Source organism: Microbacterium sp. PA5 (genome assembly GCF_049860775.1).
Classification (GTDB): domain Bacteria; phylum Actinomycetota; class Actinomycetes; order Actinomycetales; family Microbacteriaceae; genus Microbacterium.
This window is the reverse complement of record NZ_CP187567.1, coordinates 602657-620707: the sequence shown is the minus strand read 5'-3', so window position 1 is coordinate 620707 and position 18051 is coordinate 602657. Positions and strand designations below refer to the sequence as shown.

Annotated in this window: 12 protein-coding genes, 1 tRNA gene and 1 pseudogene; 5 read left to right on the top strand and 9 right to left on the bottom strand. The window is 72.4% G+C overall.

The window, feature by feature from the left end:
- The first annotated feature begins 59 nt into the window (after positions 1–59).
- Complete coding sequence (locus tag ACPWUT_RS02850; RefSeq protein ID WP_425840408.1) at positions 60–1280, top strand: AI-2E family transporter; 1221 nt, start codon at positions 60–62, stop codon at positions 1278–1280.
- A gap of 6 nt (positions 1281–1286) precedes the next feature.
- Here ACPWUT_RS02850 and ligD read toward each other — a convergent pair whose 3' ends face one another.
- The 8 genes from ligD to ACPWUT_RS02810 form a co-directional block, all read right to left on the bottom strand.
- Positions 1287–2303: a non-homologous end-joining DNA ligase gene (gene ligD / locus ACPWUT_RS02845; protein ID WP_425840405.1), complete on the bottom strand. Its 1017-nt coding sequence runs from the start codon at positions 2301–2303 to the stop codon at positions 1287–1289.
- A gap of 42 nt (positions 2304–2345) precedes the next feature.
- Positions 2346–3335, bottom strand: a complete 990-nt coding sequence (locus ACPWUT_RS02840; RefSeq protein ID WP_425840402.1) for an SseB family protein — start codon at positions 3333–3335, stop codon at positions 2346–2348.
- 115 nt (positions 3336–3450) lie between these two features.
- Positions 3451–6432, bottom strand: a complete 2982-nt coding sequence (locus ACPWUT_RS02835; RefSeq protein WP_425840399.1) for a carboxypeptidase regulatory-like domain-containing protein — start codon at positions 6430–6432, stop codon at positions 3451–3453.
- Positions 6433–6615: 183 nt separating this feature from the next.
- Positions 6616–8580 carry an MSCRAMM family protein gene (locus ACPWUT_RS02830; protein ID WP_425840396.1) on the bottom strand — a complete coding sequence of 655 codons (1965 nt, stop codon included), beginning with the start codon at positions 8578–8580 and terminating at the stop codon, positions 6616–6618.
- 128 nt (positions 8581–8708) lie between these two features.
- On the bottom strand, positions 8709–11165 hold the full coding sequence (locus tag ACPWUT_RS02825; protein WP_425840393.1) for an ATP-dependent helicase: 2457 nt from the start codon (positions 11163–11165) through the stop codon (positions 8709–8711).
- A gap of 12 nt (positions 11166–11177) precedes the next feature.
- Entirely contained in the window at positions 11178–12710 is a 1533-nt protein-coding gene (locus ACPWUT_RS02820) for a glycosyltransferase family 2 protein (RefSeq protein ID WP_425840390.1), read from the bottom strand.
- An 84-nt stretch (positions 12711–12794) separates the two neighbouring features.
- Positions 12795–13457: a LuxR C-terminal-related transcriptional regulator gene (locus tag ACPWUT_RS02815; protein WP_284530326.1), complete on the bottom strand. Its 663-nt coding sequence runs from the start codon at positions 13455–13457 to the stop codon at positions 12795–12797.
- Positions 13450–14775 carry a PspC domain-containing protein gene (locus ACPWUT_RS02810; protein WP_425840386.1) on the bottom strand — a complete coding sequence of 442 codons (1326 nt, stop codon included), beginning with the start codon at positions 14773–14775 and terminating at the stop codon, positions 13450–13452. The genes ACPWUT_RS02815 and ACPWUT_RS02810 overlap by 8 nt, the downstream gene beginning before the upstream one ends.
- A 114-nt stretch (positions 14776–14889) precedes the next feature.
- Here ACPWUT_RS02810 and ACPWUT_RS02805 point away from each other — a divergent pair, with 114 nt between their 5' ends.
- The 4 genes from ACPWUT_RS02805 to ACPWUT_RS02790 all read left to right on the top strand — a co-directional run bounded on the left by ACPWUT_RS02805 (position 14890) and on the right by ACPWUT_RS02790 (position 17364).
- Entirely contained in the window at positions 14890–16425 is a 1536-nt protein-coding gene (locus ACPWUT_RS02805; RefSeq protein WP_425840383.1) for a PspC domain-containing protein, read from the top strand.
- Positions 16422–16724, top strand: a complete 303-nt coding sequence (locus tag ACPWUT_RS02800) for a hypothetical protein (RefSeq protein ID WP_284530323.1) — start codon at positions 16422–16424, stop codon at positions 16722–16724. The genes ACPWUT_RS02805 and ACPWUT_RS02800 overlap by 4 nt, the downstream gene beginning before the upstream one ends.
- A gap of 7 nt (positions 16725–16731) precedes the next feature.
- Positions 16732–17121: a YccF domain-containing protein gene (locus ACPWUT_RS02795; RefSeq protein WP_284530322.1), complete on the top strand. Its 390-nt coding sequence runs from the start codon at positions 16732–16734 to the stop codon at positions 17119–17121.
- 170 nt (positions 17122–17291) lie between these two features.
- Positions 17292–17364: transfer RNA gene (locus tag ACPWUT_RS02790), tRNA-Met, on the top strand.
- Positions 17365–17425: 61 nt separating this feature from the next.
- Here the strand turns inward: ACPWUT_RS02790 and ACPWUT_RS02785 are convergent.
- A pseudogene (locus ACPWUT_RS02785) lies at positions 17426–18028 on the bottom strand (response regulator); the annotation flags it as partial.
- Between the last annotated feature and the right edge of the window lie 23 nt (positions 18029–18051).

The window sequence follows — 18051 nt, the reverse complement described above, 5'->3', positions numbered from 1 at the left end:
GGAGCCGACAACGACTGTCAGCTCCCTGCGACGGGGCCGCGTCGTCTACGGTCGAACCCATGGGCCTCTTCGACCTCTTCCGCTCCTCCCCGCAGACCGTCCGCGTCGACACCCCCGTCGGCGCCGCGCCGCTGCGGGTCTCCGCCGCCGGCAAACCCTGGAGCCTGTGGTCCGACGGGCTCGGCACGTTCGCGATCCGCTCGCTGCAGGTGATGATCGTCGCCGCGATCACGGCCGCCGTCATCATCGGCATCCAGCAGATCACCGTGGTCACGATCCCGCTGGTGCTCGCGCTCATCTTCGCGTCCGCCTTCGCCCCGGTCATGACCTGGCTGCGCGCCCGCGGCGTGCCCTCGATCGTCGCCACGCTGCTCGCGCTCTTCGCGATCCTCCTCCTCCTCGGTGCCGTGTCGTGGCTGATCGTCTGGGCCGTCCGCGACCAGTGGGACGAGCTGTACAGCAGGGCCCAGCAGGGTTTCGACGACCTCATGGCGTGGGTCGGGACGCTCCCCTTCGACATCGACCAGGGACAGATCGACGAATGGGTCGCGACCCTCACCGACTTCGTCACGAGCGCCCAGTTCGGCTCGGGCGCGCTCGCCGGCGTCGGCGCGGTCGCCAACTTCGTCACCGGCCTCGTGCTGATGGTCGTCATGCTGTTCTTCTTCCTGAAGGACGGACCGCAGATGTGGGCGTTCGTGCTGCGGCCGTTCCGCGGCGAGCAGTACGACCGCGCGGTGCGCATCGGCGACAAGACGGTGTCGACGCTCGGCTCCTACGTGCGCGGCACGGCCACGGTCGCCGCCGTCGACGCCCTCGGCATCCTGGTGGGTCTGCTGATCCTGCAGGTGCCGCTGGCCATCCCGCTCGCCGTGCTCGTCTTCCTGCTGGCGTTCATCCCGATCGTCGGCGCCACTGTCGCCGGCATCCTGGCGGCCCTCGTGGCGCTCGTCGCCAACGGCTGGGTGATCGCCCTGATCGTCGTCGGCGTGGTCGTGCTCGTCAACCAGCTCGAGGGCAACTTCCTCCAGCCGTTCCTCATGGGTCGCACGATGAAGCTCCACGCCTTCGTCGTCCTCATCGCGCTGACCATCGGCACCGTCCTCAGCGGCATCATCGGCGCCGTGCTCGCCGTCCCGATCGCCGCGGTCGCCTGGGGCATCGTCCAGGTGTGGGACGGCCCCGACCTCCCCGCACGATGGGCGCGGCCGAAGCACCGCGAGGTCGAACGCGAGGTGCAGCGGGAGCTGCAGCGGGAGCTGCAGCGCGAGAACGGCTGACGAGGCTCAGGCGTCCGGAGACTTCGCGCGACTGGGCTGTACGCGCGGAGGCTCCCCGGGCATCTTGGGGAACTCGGGCGGGAACGGGAGCTCTCCGAGCCCGGCGGCGAGGTCGCGCTCCCACCACTCCAGCAGGGTGTCGATGCGCCCCGGGGAATCCTGCAGCCCCTCCCAGGGGTCGCCGATCTCGGCCAGGCGCGCCGGCACGGTCCTCACCGTGAACGCGGCGGGGTCGACGCCCGCGGCCAGCTCCTCCCACGTGATGGGGGTGGCCACGGTCGCCTGCGGCAGCGCCCGGGCGCTGTACGCGCCCGCCATGGTGCGATCGCGGTTCGCCTGGTTGAAGTCGATGAAGATGCGCTCGCCCCGCTCCTCCTTCCACCAGTTGGTGGTGACCTTGTCGGGCATCCGCCGCTCCAGCTCACGCCCGGCGGCGATGACGGCGTGACGGACATCGAGGAACTCGTGCGTGGGCTCGATGGGGCAGAAGACGTGGATACCGCGGTTGCCGCTCGTCTTCAGCCACGCCTCCAGCCCGGCGTCGCGGAGCACCTCGCGAAGAGCCGGAGCCACCGCCGCCGCGTCGGCGAAATCGGTTCCCGGCTGCGGATCGAGGTCGATCCGCAGTTCCACGGGATCGTCGGTGTCCGATGCGAGCGAGGCCCACGGGTGGAAGACGACCGTGTTCATCTGCACCGCCCACACGATCGCCGCCGCCTCGTCGAGCACCACCTGCGGGTGCCGCCGGCCGCTGTTGTAGGTGCACGTGACCTGGTGCACGTAGTCCGGCGCCCCCTTCGGCGGGTTCTTCGAGAAGAACCGCTCGCCGTCCACGGTGTCGGGGAACCGCTCCAGCGAGACCGGCCGATGACCGTTGGCACGCAGGAAGGGCTCGGCGACCGCGATGACGTACTCCGCCAGTTCGTGCTTGGTGATCCCGACCTCTGGCCAGATGATCCGATTGGGGCTCGACAGCGACACGTCCCGGTCGCCGACGGTCAGGGTGATCCGCTCTGAGGCCATGGCACGACCCTAGATGGTGGGCCGCGCCGGCGACAGCCCGGCTCAGCCGGCGAGCGCGATGACGGGGGCGAGCTCGGTGCGGCCGAGCTCGATCCAGGGCCCGGCCGGGTCGACGACGACCCCCGTGATGCCCTCGTCGGACGCCAGCGCCTTCGCGAGCTGCTCGCCGGTCAGCGGGAGCGGACGGTCACCGCGGCCGAGCGCGATCACCTCGAGCGGGTGGGAGAACACCTCGAGGCGCCGCCGTCCGTCGGAGCTCCGGGCCTCGGCGAGCCCGATCCGGCCGGACGGGTCGGAGTTCCCCGCGACCCAGATCTTCACGCGCGTGAGGGCCTCCGCCACGTCGATGGGCGTCTTGTCGGTGCGCTCGCTGACCAGCAGCGTCTTGAGAGTGAAGGCGGGATCACCCTCCTCCAGTGCCTTGGCGATCAGCTCGGCGGGGAGGATGAGGCGGGCACCGGGTGTCGCGTGGTCGAGGAACAGTCCGGCGTACGGACCGGCGACGACGTTCTGGAACACCGTCGACGCGAGCTGCCCGACCGCGGAGGTCGCCGCGTCGCCGTCGGCGCGCACCGAGTCCTGCAGGGCGGAGCCGCCGCTGAAGGCCAGGAGGAAGCGCTTGTCGTCGATGACCGTCACCGCCAGGGTGAGCCCCTGACCGTCGGCGATGAGCGCCTTCGCATCGCCCTGCACGCGCACGTACAGATGCCCCTGCAGGGCCTGGCGCATGACATTCATGACGTCGGTGTTCTGGGGCTTGTCGGGCAGCGCGGCGAGCGCCTGCTTCACCACGGCGTTGTCGGGGAGTCCCGGGACCGTCTGCGTGCGCTCGGGCGGCTGAGCGGCGGGTCGCGTGGTCGCCGGCACGGCGGCCGCCCTGCCGTACGTCGAGAAGGAGATGCCCACCTCGGGGACGATCTCCTCCGGCAGGGTGACGGCGGCCGGCTCCTGCTCCTGCTGCGTCTCCTGCTCCTGCTCCTGCTCGACCGGGTCGTGCTCGTCGGAGGCGCCACGACGCGAGAACAGTGCCATGGGGAAAGCCTATGTCAGCCGCCGAACGGCCGACGCCGCACCCGGTCGGTCCGGATCCGCTCGGGTGGCGCCGCGTTCGGACGGGTCCGGCGGGCTCAGGCCGGGACCATCCGCCTCAGCGCAGGGACGCTCGATATCCGGCCTGCCTCGCGGCCTCCTCGGTCGCGAAGCACTCCTCGGGATGGGTGTCGTCGTAGTACTGCCCGCCCGGGACGTGATAGATCCAGTCCGTCGTGTGACGGGTGGTCTGGTTCCCCTTGATCGGATACCCCGACGGACATGTCGTCTCCGTCGCGGGCTGCGCCTTCCCCGATCTGACGGCGCTCGACGCCGCGGATACCCGCGAGACGCCGGCGTAGCCCGCCAGCCGACCGGTCACCTTCACGGAGACCCGCTTGCCGATGTGCGCGCGGGTCAGCGTGAGAGTGCGGCCGGTGGCTCCCGACAGCGCCCGTCCGTCCGCGTACCACTGGTAGGTGAACGACGTGCCGGGGGTCCAGGAGCCCGTCTTCGCCGACACGGTCACCGTCGCGATGGCGCGGCCGCTCACGGTGGGAGCTGACGTGGCGAGCACCTTCGCGGTCGCCCTCGAGGTCTTCGCCACCGTCGCGTACCCGGACTTCCGGCCTGTCACGGTGACGGTGATGCGCGCGCCCCGCTGCGCCCGGGTGATCGTGAACGTCGTTCCCGTGGCCTTCCGGATGGCCGTGCCGTTCGCGTACCACTGGAACGACAGGCGCGCGCCGGTGGTCCAGCTTCCCGGCTTCACAGAGAGCTTCTTGCCGATCTGCACGGTGCCCGAGATCTTCGGCGTGCCCGCCGTCATGACCCTCGCGGTCGCCCTCGAGACCTTCACGACGGTCGTGTATCCCGGCTTCGCGCCTGCCACCCTGACGGAGATGACCGCACCGCGCTGCACGGTCGTGAGCGTCAGGGTGGCGGAGTCCGCGCCGGAGATGGGCCTGCCGTCGGCGAGCCAGCGATACCTGAAGGAGGTGCCGCTCGCCCAGGAGCCCGGCTTCGCGGTCAGCTTCGACCCGACCGCGGCGGTTCCCGCGATGGTCGGGGCAGCGGCAGTCAGCACCCCCGCGATCACGGCCTTCGTCGCCGGTGAGGTCTTCGTGGTGGCGGTGAAGCCGGCCTGGGATGCCGTGACCCGCACGGTGATCGCCTTCCCGAGCTGCGCGGCGGACAGGGTCAGCGTCCGCGTGGTCGCACCGGAGATGGCCGCGCCGCCCGCCAGCCACTGGTACGCGTGGGTCGGCGTGCCGCCGGCGTGCGCGGCGGGGGCGGGCGCCGTGAGCGTTCGCCCGACCTGCGCCACGCCCGTGATCGTCGGCACGGCCAGCGGCACGGGCGTCGGAGTCGGCGCCGGAGTAGGAGTAGGAGTCGGCGTCGGAGTAGGAGTGGGCGTCGGCGTGGGCGTCGGCGTCGGCGTCGGCGTGGGCGTCGGCGTCGGAGACGGCGTGGGCGTCGGAGTGGGCGTCGGAGACGGAGCGACGACCGGCGGGGCGAGGAGGGCGGCGAGCGACGCCGGAGCCAGTCCCGGCTGGACCGCGACGGCTGTGGCCGCCGCCGCCGTCGCGGCGTCCTTCCACCACTCCGCGAGGTACTGTCCGGGCCGAGCCGTCTCGCCGAACGCGACCTTGTAGGTGCCGCGCGGCAGCCCGCGCACGGAGAACGTGCCGGCGGACGCCGTGGTCATCCCGCCCGCGGCCCGCAGCCCGTCGGAGGTCACTCGGTAGACGGCCACCGAGACGCCGGCGAGCGGTGTGCCGCCGGTGCCCGAGACCGTGCCGGACACGGCCTCGCCGAGGAGTGTGACGCCCGCTTCGATCGTCGTCGCACCGCTCACCGTCAGGGCGGCGCTGGACGGGCACGTGGCAGCCCCGCCCCGCCAGATCGACGCGTGCGACGTCAGGGCCTCGTCTCCGACGCGGATGCGGTACGCACCCGGCGCCAGCCCGGTGAGCACGTAGGCGCCGGCGTCGTCGGTGCGCGCGGTGACCGTCGCGACGGTGGTCTCGGCGCAGGTGTCCGGGAAGGCGTAGACCGGGACGTCTGCGAGCCCGCCGAACGCGTCCTCGACCGTGCCGGCGATGGCCCCACCACGGCTCAGCTGCGCATCGACCCCGGACGCGGAGCGGCTGTTCAGGTCGAGCACGGTCGCACCGCCTCGGTTCGGCGCATCGTCCCACCACTCGCCGCGCAGTCCCGAGTCGAACGGAGCCTCGAACTCGACGACGTATTCGCCCGACGCCAGGCCCCGGACCGCGTAGTCGCCGTTCTCGTCTGTCGTCGCACTGTCGGACGACGTCGGGACGCCCGCTGCGTACACGCGGACCGTCGCCTGTCCCACGCCATCGCCCTCGGGGTCGGTCACACGCCCCGAGACGACGCCGGCCTCTCCCAGCTCGGCGTCCCGGCCCGCGACCGCGTCGCCGGCGGCGACGACGACGGGCTCTGCCGACGCGGGCGTGGAAGCGTCGTTCCAGTACTCCGCCGCGTACGTCGAGGTCGGTTCGAACGAGACGAGGTACGACCCGGGCCAGAGACCGGTGAGTGCGTAGGCGCCGCCGGCATCCGTCGTCGCCGACGTGAACCACGAGAGCCCCTCTCCGGTCTTCCGGTAGGCGACGACCTCGAGGTCGACGATCGGCTGCAGGTCGTCGTCGCCGATCACGGTGCCGGAGATCGATGCCGGCGCGTCGAGGATCGCATCGGCGGTCGCGGTCCCGCTAGCGGTGACGGCGACGCCCGTGGCCTCATCCTCGAGGCGGGCGTTCTGGTACCACTCCGAGAGGAAGCGCTCGGGCTGAGCCGACGCGTTGAAGAAGACGCGGTAGGTGCCGGCGGCGAGGTCGTCGATGCGGTACGCGCCGTTCTCGTCGCTCGTGACCGCGTACGTCGTCGATCCGCCGATGCGTGTCACCTCGATGTCGACGTCCGGCGCGGCGATGCCCGACGCCTGGGTGACGACGCCGGCGATCGATCCGCCCCCGGCCGCGAACGACGCCGGCGCGGCGAGCACTCCGGACAGCGCCATCGCCGCCGCCAGCAACACGGCCGTCAGCGTCTTCACGCGCGTCGTCGACATCGACTCATCTCCCCCGAGAGTTCGGTCGGGCGAGGCGAACCGGACGGGCACGTGGTCCCGTCCGGTTCTGCCCCGTTTTCCCGTAGAACCGCCGAAGCCCCGTTCGACGGTGGGTCTGGCGAAAGATTAGAGCATTCTCATCGATCGCAACAGGCTCTTCGGGGAAAGCTGAGGGTCGCTCCGTCAGGGAGCACCGTGCCGCGGGCGGTGGCGGAGCATCAGGATGCCGACCACCAGCGCCAGCAACCCGCCGGCGGCGAGTCCCCACGGCGGGCTGCCGCCGGCCTGCGGGAGTGTGCCGGCGACCACGCGGAGGTCGATGCGCACGACCTCGGCGCCGTCGACCTCGGCGACCACGGCGTGCACCCCGACCGCCGCGTCCGAAGGGATCCGGACGGTGATCGCGAACGCGCCCGCAGCATCCGCGCGCGCCGTTGCGAGGTGCACCGGCGCGGACCTCAGGCTGAGATCGATGGACGCGCCCGGGCCGAACCCCGCGCCCGACACCCGCACCTGCCCGCCCCGGACCACCGCGCCGCCGGCGAGTTCGAGCGTCGGCAGCGCGGCGACGGCGACCGACACCGGTGCGGTCGACCGGCTGCGCACCGTCGTTCCGGCGTACCCCTCCCGCGTGCCGGTGACCGCCACCGCGATCCGCCGGCCCTTCATCGTGGGGGTGAGCTCCAGGCGGGACGCGGTCGCCCCCGCGATGTGATCACCGTCCATCAGCCACTGGTAGGCGAAGGACACCCCGCGCGGATGCCAGGTCCCGGGTCGCGCGACGAGGGTCTCGCCCACCACGGGCTCACCGACCACCTTCGGCGTCCCCGCTCGCACCGGCGTCAGCGTGCACTCTGCGCTGAGGTCGGCGTTCACGTCCCACGCCTCCGCACCGGGCGCGAGATCCGTGGCGTGCGCGTCTGCGAGCGACGGGACGTCGTCGAAGTACTCGGGGCAGTGGCCCTCGGCGAAGAACCCGACCGCGTAGCGCCCGGGCGGCAGGTACACCCCCTCGACATCGCCGGGCGGGTCGGCGAACGAGAAGTCGCGCCACGTCGAGGTGCGGGCCACCTCCTCCCACCGGCTCCCCACCCGCACGTAGGCGACGACCTCGACGGGGGCTGCGAGCTCGCCTTCCGCGGTCACCGTGCCGCTCAGATCGACCCCCACGCGCAGATCGAAGTCGACGCCTGCCCGCGTGGTCCCGCCCGCGAGCGTGAGCGTCGTCGCGGCGCTCGGCGCATCGGCGCGGTCGTAGAACTGGAGGGCGCCCCGAGCCGCGCCGACGGCCGGGCGCACCGATGCGACGTACCTGCCGGGCATGACCTTGCCGACCCGGAAGGCACCGTCGAGGCCGACGACCGTGCTCGCGTCGGCGCCGCCGTCCACCGCGTCGAGCATCACCGTCCCGCCGTCCGTCCATGTCGCACCGTCCCTGCGGACGACGCCGGAGACGATCGCCGCAGCGGGAAGTGCGGCGTCGATCCCCGGGGTCTCGGCGCCCGCCGTCACCGTCACGGGCTCGGCGGCACCCCGGTCGAGGGCGTCGGGCCACGTCACGTCGAGCAGGCCCTCGTCGTCGGTCCAGAACTCCACGAAGTGACGGCCGGGAACGACCCCCACGAGCGTGTAGGTGCCGTCGGCGCCCGATGTCGTGGAGAACCCCATCGTGTGATCCTCGGGCTGGAAGTGCACCGTCGCGCCGGCGACCGGGTGCCCGTTGCCGGCCCGGGTCACGACGCCGGAGATCGAGCCGGTGGCCTCAAGGCTGGCGTCGATCCCGGAGACCGCCCCACCCGCCGGCACCTCGACGGGCGTCGCGAGGTCGGGCGCGCGCACGCCGTCCCAGTACTCGTGGGCGAGCTCCGGCGGCCGGTCGTCGACGATCGGCGGTGAGAACTCGAGGATGTACGCACCGGCGGCCAGACCCGCGATCGTGTAGCGGCCGTCCGCGCCCGTCTCCGCGGTCGCGGCGCCAGCGTCGCCGTCCGCGTACACCGTCACCCCGGCCACCGGGGTCCCGTCGGCGGCACGCGTCACCGTCCCCGAGAGGCTGGCGTCACCGGCGGGCGCGGCGGAGGCGACCGACGTCGCCGCGGGCGTCAGCACCGCGGCCGACCCGATGACAGCGAGAGCGACGGCGACCACCCTGCGAAACGATGCGTGCACCGCGACGGACCCCCGGCATGCGGGTGCGCGGCTCCGCTGCCGCGCACGACACCCTCTTTCTAGCGCGGATGAGCTCCCGCGTCACCCCCGGCGCGGCGCGCCACCCGCTACAGCTTCGTGATCGGGGCGATCTTGATGAGGAGCTTCTTCGGTCCTGCCGAATCGAAGCGCACATGGGCGACGCGCTTGGCTCCCTCGCCCGTCACCATGTCGACGCGTCCCTCGCCGAAGTCGTCGTGGCGGATGCGGTCGCCCGGCGCGAGCTCCAGATCGCCGTTGTCTCGGACCTTTGCGGGGATGCGGTTGGCGAACTTGGCGATGTCGCCGGCCGGCTTGTCGCGACGAGGCAGCGGGACGAGGTCGTCGCCGTAGCGGTTGGCACTGCCGCCCCCGGGACGGCGCGCGTTGAGCGCGCGCGACTGCATGCCGCCGCGGGAGTTGACGTCTCCGGGCGACTGGCGCCAGTCGATGAGCTCGTGCGGGATCTCCTGCAGGAAGCGGCTGGGCATCGCGACCGACACCTCGCCGAACTGCGCACGCGTCATCGCCAGCGACAGGTGCAGCTTCTTGCGGGCGCGGGTGAGTGCCACGTAGAACAGCCGCCGCTCCTCCTGCGGGCCCCCGGGCTCCCCCGCCGAGATCCGGTGCGGGATGAGGTCCTCCTCGACCCCGGTCACGAACACCGCGTCGTACTCGAGGCCCTTGGCGGTGTGCATCGTCATGAGCGACACGGTGCCCGACGCGTCGTCGAGGTCGTCGGCATCGGACACGAGCGCGACCTCGGTGAGGAAGTCGAGGATCGTGCCCTCGGGGTTGTTGCGGGCGAACTCGCGCGTGACGGCGAGGAACTCGTCGAGGTTCTCGACCCGCGCCTCGTCCTGCGGATCCTTCGAGATGCGCAGGGCGTCGTAGTAGCCGCTCCTGTTGAGCAGGAGCGAGAGCCCTTCGGTGACGGAGGTCGACGGCGCCACCTCGCCCGAAGACGGCAGCATGACCTCGGCCGCCTCGCTCAGCACGGCATCGAGCCGCGCGATCGCCTGCTGGATCTTCGGCCCGACACCGAGCGCCGAGGCGTTCGCCAGAGCGTCGCGGAAGGTGATGCCCTCTTCTGCCGCGTACCGGGAGATCGACGTCTCGGTCACGTCGCCGATGCCGCGGCGCGGCTTGTTGAGGATGCGGCGCACCGCGAGCTCGTCGGCGGGGTTGGCGACCGCGACGAGGTACGCCAGCGCGTCCTTGATCTCGGCGCGGTCGTAGAACTTCGTGCCGCCCATGATCTTGTACGGCACCGCCGAGCGGATGAGGATCTCCTCCAGCGCACGGGACTGCGAGTTGGTGCGGTAGAAGACCGCCATCTGGCCGTACGGGAGCCCGGCGCGGTGCAGCGCCTCGACCTCGTCGGCGACGAACTGCGCCTCGTCGTGCTGCGAGTAGCCCGTGAAGCCGATGATGGGGTCCCCGGCCCCCACGTCGGTCCACAGCTTCTTGTCCTTGCGGTCGAAGTTGTTGCTGATGACCGCGTTGGCCGCCGAGAGGATGTTCTGCGTCGACCGGTAGTTCTGCTCCAGCAGCACCACCCGCGCGCCCGGGAAGTCCCGCTCGAACTCCGAGATGTTGCGGATGTCGGCGCCGCGGAACGCGTAGATCGACTGGTCGGAGTCGCCGACCACGGTGAGCGAGGCGCCCTCGAGCTCGGGGGCGTCGACGGGGTCGAAGATCATCATCCCGCCGGACTCGAAGGCGTCGGCGGCCTTGCCGACCACGGGGCGGGTGAGCTCGTGGATCAGCGAGTACTGCGCGTGGTTGGTGTCCTGGTACTCGTCGACGAGGATGTGCCGGAAGCGGCGACGGTACACGTCGGCGACGTGGGGGAACGCGCGGAACAGGTAGACGGTCTGCCCGATGAGATCGTCGAAGTCGAAGGCGTTCGCCTTCTGCAGCGCGCGCTGGTAGTCGCTGAAGATCTCGGCGAACAGCCGCTCGGCCGGGTCGCTGAGATTTGCCTGGCGGGCGAACGACTCGGCGTCGGCCAGCTCGTTCTTCAGCTTGGAGATGCGCCCCTGCACCGAGGCGGGGGTGAGGCCGAAGGCGTCGGCCTCGTGCTCCTTGACCAGACGCTTGATGAGCGCGCGGGAGTCGGCGGAGTCGTAGATCGTGAAGTTCTTGGTGAAGCCGAACTGCTGGGCCTCGCGGCGGAGGATCCGCACGCACGCCGAGTGGAACGTGGAGATCCACATGCCCTGCGCCGCCTCGCCGACGAGGTGCTGCACGCGCTCGCGCATCTCCCCGGCGGCCTTGTTGGTGAAGGTGATCGCGAGGATCTGGCTCGGCCAGGCCTCACGGTTGCGCAGGAGCGAGGCGATGCGATGCGTGAGCACGCGCGTCTTGCCCGAGCCCGCGCCGGCGACGATCAGCAGCGCGTTCCCGCGGTAGGTGACCGCCTCGAGCTGGGGCGGGTTGAGGCCCTCGAGCAGGTCCTGATCGGCGCGGACGCCGGACGTGCCCCCGGTGCCCGGGCGCGGGGCGCCACCTCCGACGATGACGGGCTTGATCGGGTTGCTCATGACCTGTCAAGTCTAGGCTCGCGCCCCGACACCGGACCGGTCGTCAGCGGCGGGAAGGGCGGCGATGCCCGCCCGAGACGCCGGATGCCGCCGAGCGGGCGCCCCGGGCGCCGCCGGCGCCACCACCGGAAGCGCGAAGGCGACCGCCAGTGCCAGCGGCCAGGCGACGCCGCCGGCGGCCCATACGCTCCCGGATGCCACGACCGCCCCGCCCGCGAGGAGCGGCACGACGAGCAGCTCCGCGCGGAAGAGGTCGATGCGCTGGCGCACGCCGAGCGACACTGCACGCTTGGGCGTGACCCGGAACACCGCGCGCCGGCCGAGGAGGCCGCCCACGACGGCCGCGACGACGACGAACATCGTGGAGGCGTACAAGGCGCCCGCCACGATCGCGAAAGCGATGCCCGCGGCGAGCCTGTGCGACCGTGCACGCCGTACCGCCTCGGGCAGGAGGGGCATGAGCCCGCTCAGCGCCGACAGCATCAGTGCCCACAGCGGCGGGACCGACCCGCCCGCCGCGAGTGCCGCTCCGGACACGATCGCGGCCGCCCCGGCGAGTGCCGCGCCCGGGACGAGGGCGGTCTCCCCCATCACGTCGATCGCCTCGCGGACGGGGAGGCCGCGCACGGCGGGTCGCCGCAGGAACTCCACGGCGCCCTCGGCCGTCTTGCGCAGTTGCGTGCGGAACGCGCGGTAGTCCACCGGGAAGTCCTCCGTGAAGGCGATGTCCGCGTCGACCAGACGCCAACCGCGGCGGCGCAGCGCGACGGTCAGGGCGAGGTCTTCCGCGACCACCTCCGGAACTCCTCCGACATCGTCGAGGGCGGCGGCGCGCAGCAGCGCACCGCGCCCGAGGAACGCCGTCACACCGTGGCCGGCGCGGCCGCGACGCGTAACGGTGAGATGCGTGGCGAGCAGCGGACCGAAGTATCGTGCGAACTCGCTCCGGCCCGGGGCGGCGACCGGCGTGGCCTGGGCCACGGCGACCGCGGGATCGGCGAGCTCCGCCGCGCATGCGCGCACGAACCCGGGCAAGAGCACGACGTCGCTGTCGCACACGGCGTACGCGTCGTAGCTCCCCCGCAGCACCCGGAGGGCGTGATTGAGGTTGCCGGCCTTGAACCCGGTGCGGTCCGAGCGACGCACGACGCGGCATCCCGACTCCTCCGCGAACCGGTCGATCTGTTCGCGGAGCCGGGGATCGCGCGAGTCGTCGAGGATCACGGTGTCGACGTCGACGTCCTGCCGCATGCTCACCGCCACCGCCGCCGCGTCGAAGTCGTCGGCGACGCAGAAGAGCAGGGCGACGCGCAGGGGCGCGGGATCGTGCTGCGGAGCGTCCGCGGGACGGGGCCGCTGCCGCACGGACCTCACCCACAGCGCGGCGGCGCGCGTCCCCGTCGCCCACAGGATCGACGTCGCGACGGCGAAGGCGGCGGCCGCGATCGTGCCCGTCGACCACGCCCACACCGTCAGCGGGGCGACCGCCGCCAGCCAGCACACGAGCGGAAGGAATGCGGACAGGGCGACCCTCGGTGAGCTCATGGACAGGAGTCTTCCGACACCCGGGGCACGACAGCATCCGGGTTGCCCCTGGCCGTTCCCTGGGCTACGACCGGGGTGTCACGGTCAGAGCAGGCGGCGCTCCGACGCCCACACGGTGAGCTCGTGCCGCGACGACAGCTGCAGCTTGCGCAGCACCGACGAGACGTGCGTCTCGACCGTCTTGATGGAGATGAACAGCTCCGTGGCGACCTCCTTGTAGGCGTAGCCCCGGGCGATCAGCCGCATCACCTCCTGCTCGCGCGCCGACAGCCGGTCGAGCTCGTCGTCGACGACGGCGGTCTCGCCCGCGACGGCGCCGAACGCATCGAGCACGAAGCCCGCCAGCCGGGGCGAGAACACGGCGTCGCCCCCGGCGACAGCGTGCACCGCGCGGCTCACCTCCCCACCGGACGAGCCCTTCGTGATGTAGCCGCGGGCACCGGCGCGGATGACCCGCACGACATCCTCCGCGGCGTCCGACACGCTGAGCGCGAGGAAGCGGGATGCGGTCGGTGCGGAGCCCCGGATGACCGCTTCGCCGCCCGAGGCCTCCGCTACGCCCGAGGCCCCCGGAAGGTGGACATCGAGCAGCACGACATCGGGGACGGTGGCCGCGATCACCGCGATCGCCGTGGCGACATCGGCGGCCTCGCCCACGACGTCGACCGACGGGTCAAGGTCGGCCCGCAGACCCGACCGGAAGATGGAGTGATCGTCGACGATCACGACGCGCAGCGACTCACCCATGACGCCCCTGCCCGCTGGAGGCTCGTCCAGGACCGGGCGCGTATCGGAGGTGCACCTCGGTCCCCGTGCCGCCGCCGCCCGGTCGGATGGTGGCCGAGCCGCCGATGCGCCGCATCCGCCCGATGATCGACTCGCGCACTCCCAGCCGATCGGCCGGGACGGCGTCGGGATCGAACCCGGGACCGCGGTCGCGCACGTACACGTCGACGGATGCCGCGGTGCCCTCCAGGTACACGGAGATCTCGCCGCCGGCGTGCCGCGCCGCGTTCAGGATCGCCTCCCGCGCCGCCGCCGCGACCTCGCCGCTCGCGCGCTCGTCGGAGGCCCCCGCGGAGACGACATCGATGCGCACCGGGAAGTCGAGTTCCAGCGCGCCCGCGTAGTCGCGCAGGTCGGTGGGCAGGTCGCTGTCGGCGGGAGCGTCGCCGTCGTACAGCCACGCACGCAGTTCGCGTTCCTGCGCACGGGCCAGCCGGGCCGCCTCACTGGATGCGCCGGCACGGTTCTGGATGAGCGCGAGGGTCTGCAGCACCGAATCGTGCAGATGCGCGGCCATCTCGGCACGCTGCTCCTCACGGATGCGCTTGACGCGCTCACCGCTGAGATCGCGCCAGCGCTCGATGAGCGTCGTCGACGACACGGCCACGAGCGCCACCAGGGGGATCGCCGTCCGCACCAGCTGCGTCACTCCGCCGCCCGACGCGAGCCGCGACAGCTCCAGAGCGAGGAGCACCGCGAGGAGCACGATCACCGCAGCCCGGACGACGAGGGCATGGCGGATGCCACGCGCCGGGTCGGCGCGATCCACGAGTGCCGCCCACATCCCCGCGGTCATCGCGAAAGCGACGGCCGTGACCAGGAGGAGCATCGCCGCGACGGCATCCGGTCCGCCGTACCCTCCCCAGACGCTCCATGCCCACGGGTCGAGGGAGAGGGGCACGAAGGTGAGCGCGAGCGCCGTCGACGCCGAGGTCAGCAGCCAGGCGACGGGTGCGCGCCGCGTCGGCGAAGCCTCGCCCGCCGCCCACGGCATGAACGCCCAGCACCAGAGGTACAGCAGCACCCCCGCACCGAGCATGCCGGCGGTCACGACGAAGAAGGCGCGCACCGCCCACACCGGGGCGCCGAGGTGGACGGCCACTCCCTCCGCGACCCCGGCCACCAGGCATTCGCGGGGCCGCACGAGAGGCGGCCGCGGCGGCGCGGCGGCCACCGGACGCGCGGGACGCGGCGGGCGTGCAGGGCGCGGCGGGCGGGCCGCGCCGATCGACGGCGACCCCGTGCCGGGCCGAGCCCCGACGGGGGCGGAGGAGGACATGCCGTCATCCAATCACCCGCACCCGCACCCGCGGTACGCCCGGCGCGCACAATCAGGGGGTGCTCAGGGGTTCACCCCATGGCCGGCCACCACCGCGCCGGGGAGGATCGAGACATGACCACCGCGCCCCCGATCGATCCCGGCCCGCCGCCGGCCGCACCGACGACGACATACCGGTCTGACGGGTTCTTCTCCTGGACCGCTGGGCTCGGCCTCGTGCGCGGTGAGGGCTGGATCGGCGGCGTGGCCGCGGGTGTCGCGGCGCGCCTGCGCATCGAGCCGCTGATCGTGCGCGGCATCCTCCTCGTCATCGGCCTGTTCGGCTTCCCCGTCCTCTTGCTCTACGGCGTCGCCTGGGCGCTCCTGCCCGACCTCGACGGGCGCATTCCGCTGCAGGAGGCCGTCCGCGGCAGATTCGCCGCGTCGCAGATCGGAGCGGGTCTGTTCGTGCTCGCCGGTTTCGTCCCGTTCCCGGTTCTCATGTGGGGCGGCTCGTTCGGCCTCGTCTCCGTCGCCTGGGTCTCCGCGCTCGGCTTCGTCCTCTTCGTCGGCGTCCTCCTCGCCGGCGGCCTCCTCTTCCTGATCGTGCGTGCCGCGCGCCGCACCCCGGGCGAACCCGATCTGCGAACGGCTTCCGCAGCATCCGACGCGCCCGGTCCGTCTGCCGACGAGTCCGGCCGGGAACCGGACGACGTCGCGGACTCGCGGGGGGTGGATGCCCTCGCCACCGGCGACACGGCATCCCTCCCCGCACCTCTCGACGACGGTGGCGGTGCTCCCGAGGGGCCGCCTGCCGCAGACCTCGCCGCCTGGAAGGAACAGCACGCCGCCTGGAAGGAGCAGGACCAGCAGTGGCGTCAGCAGCAGCAGGATGCCGTCCGCGCCGCACGCGAGGAGGCGCGCCGCGAGCGTCAGGCCCGAGCGACCGCCTTCGCGGCCGAGGCCGCCGAGCGGCGCCGCGTGCGCCGGGCGACCCACCCGCGCACCCCGGCCGCAGCCGTCGTGGTCGCGCTGGGACTGGCGGTCGTCGTGGGAACGGCTGCGGCGCTGACCGAGGGCGGCCCGCTCGCGCCCGCACACGGACTGTTCGTCGCGGCCCTGGTGCTCGCCGCGGGGATGGTCGTCGCGGGGGCGCTGCGACGACGCAGCGGATTCCTCGCGTTCGTCACGCTGCTGGCCCTCGTCGGCGGGGCAGCCGCGACGGCCGTGCCGGCCGCACAGGCGCTGCACCTCGGGAACTACGGCATCTCCAACACGGGCGATCAGCGCTATCCCGCCTCCGCCCCGTTCACTCAGCCGTGGGGCGACCTCAGCGTCTTCCTCGGCGCCACGGGAGACGACAGCACGACCTACATCGACAAGCGTTCGGGTGCGACGTTCGTCACGATCGAGCCGGGTGTCGAGGTGACGCTGGAGGCGACGACGAGCAACGCCGCCCTCTACTACGGCGGGTCGGACGACACGTCCGAAGACCTCACTCGCGCAGCCGGCACGACGACGGAGACCCTCCCCGACGGCCGCCTTCGCTACCGAGCGGTCGTGGCGGCGGGGACCGAGCCGATCACCACGCGCGAGACCATCGTCATCGACCAGGACTCGGGCTACATCGAGCTGTACCTGATCGACACCCCCATCGGAGAAGACCAATGAGCGACGACACCCTTCCCCTCGCGTCGGAACCGCCGGTCGAGACCGGCGACCCGCAGCCGCCGCGTCCTCGCACCCGCTGGGCGGGCATCGTGTGGGGGCTCGCGTTGGGAGCGATCGCCGCGGGGGGAATCTGGCTGAGCTCGGGACTCGACCGGCTCGACGGGCTCTCCGCCTGGCTTCTCGACCTCGATCCCGGCGCCGCGGTGGGCTACGGGCTGCTGACTGTCGGGGGCCTGCTGCTGATCGGCGGACTCGTCGGGCTCCTGCGGCGCGCGCAGGTCGCGGCATCCCGGCGATAATCGAGCCGTGCGCACACTGCTGAACATCATCTGGATCGTCTTCGCCGGCTTCTGGCTGTTCCTCGGCTACGTGCTGGCGGGCGTGCTGCTGTGCATCCCGATCGTCACCATCCCGTGGGCGGTCGCGTCGTTCCGGACGGCCCGCTACGTCATCTGGCCGTTCGGCCGCACGATCGTGAGCAAGCCCACGGCCGGAGTCGGATCGTTCCTCGGCAACGTCATCTGGGTGATCCTCGCCGGCTGGTGGCTCGCCCTGGGCCACCTCGTCAGCGGCATCGCGCTGTGCCTCACGATCATCGGGATCCCGATGGCGATCGCCGACTTCAAGATGATCCCGATCTCCCTCATGCCGCTCGGCAAGGACATCGTCTCCACCCGGGACGGCGCCTTCGCGTGACAGTGCGGCGCGTCGCCGAGGCGTCGTCCGCCCCGCCGTCGGCGTCACACGAGGACTCATGACGGAATCACAGGTCACACATCTGGCGGCTGTCGCAGCCGCGGGTTAGCGTGGGGACGGTTCCTCGGACGGGCGCTCGCTCACAGGGCAGGCGCTCCGAACGAGGTCATCGCGGCGATCCGGGCGGGCCCGGGCACCGGTTCATACCCGGTCGCGTTGCGGGTTCGACTCCCGCCGTCGCGTCAACCGCCCGCTCGCCGGGCTCGGCCTCCACGCGGTTGCGGACGCCCCAGAGCGCCAGCTGCGTGCGATCGCTCAGCCCCGTCTTGCGCAGCGCCGACTGCAGCTGGGACTTCACGGTGTGCACCGACACGTGCAGGGCGTCGGCGAGCGCGTCGTTGCTGGTGACGCCCGAGGCGAGGGTCGCCACGATCCTCCGCTCCGCAGCGGTCAGCCCGCTGAGGTCGGACCGCTCCGGAGCAGCCGCGCCCCGTCGTACGAACTCCCGCAGCACGGTGCCGGCGACACGGGAGGACACCACCGCCTCGCCGCGGGCGGCCGCCTGGATCGCCGCCACCAGCTGGTCGGAGTCGTGGCTCTTCAGGAGGTAGCCCACCGCACCGGCGTCCAGGGCGGCGGTGACATAGCCGTCGACGGCGAAGCTCGTCATCACGATGACCGCCACTGGCCGCCCCTCGGTCGCTGCGGTGAGCTCGCGCGTGGCCTCGGCGCCGGTCATGCCGGGCATCTGCATGTCCATCAGCACGACGTCCGCGCTCTCGTGGCGGGCGACCGTCACGGCGTCGGCGCCGTTGGACACCTCGCCGATGACCCGGATGCCCGAGGCGGCGTCCAGCTGCAGGCGGAGGCCGCGGCGGACGGAACGGTTGTCGTCGGCGATGAGCACGCGGATCGGAGGGGGCGTCACGG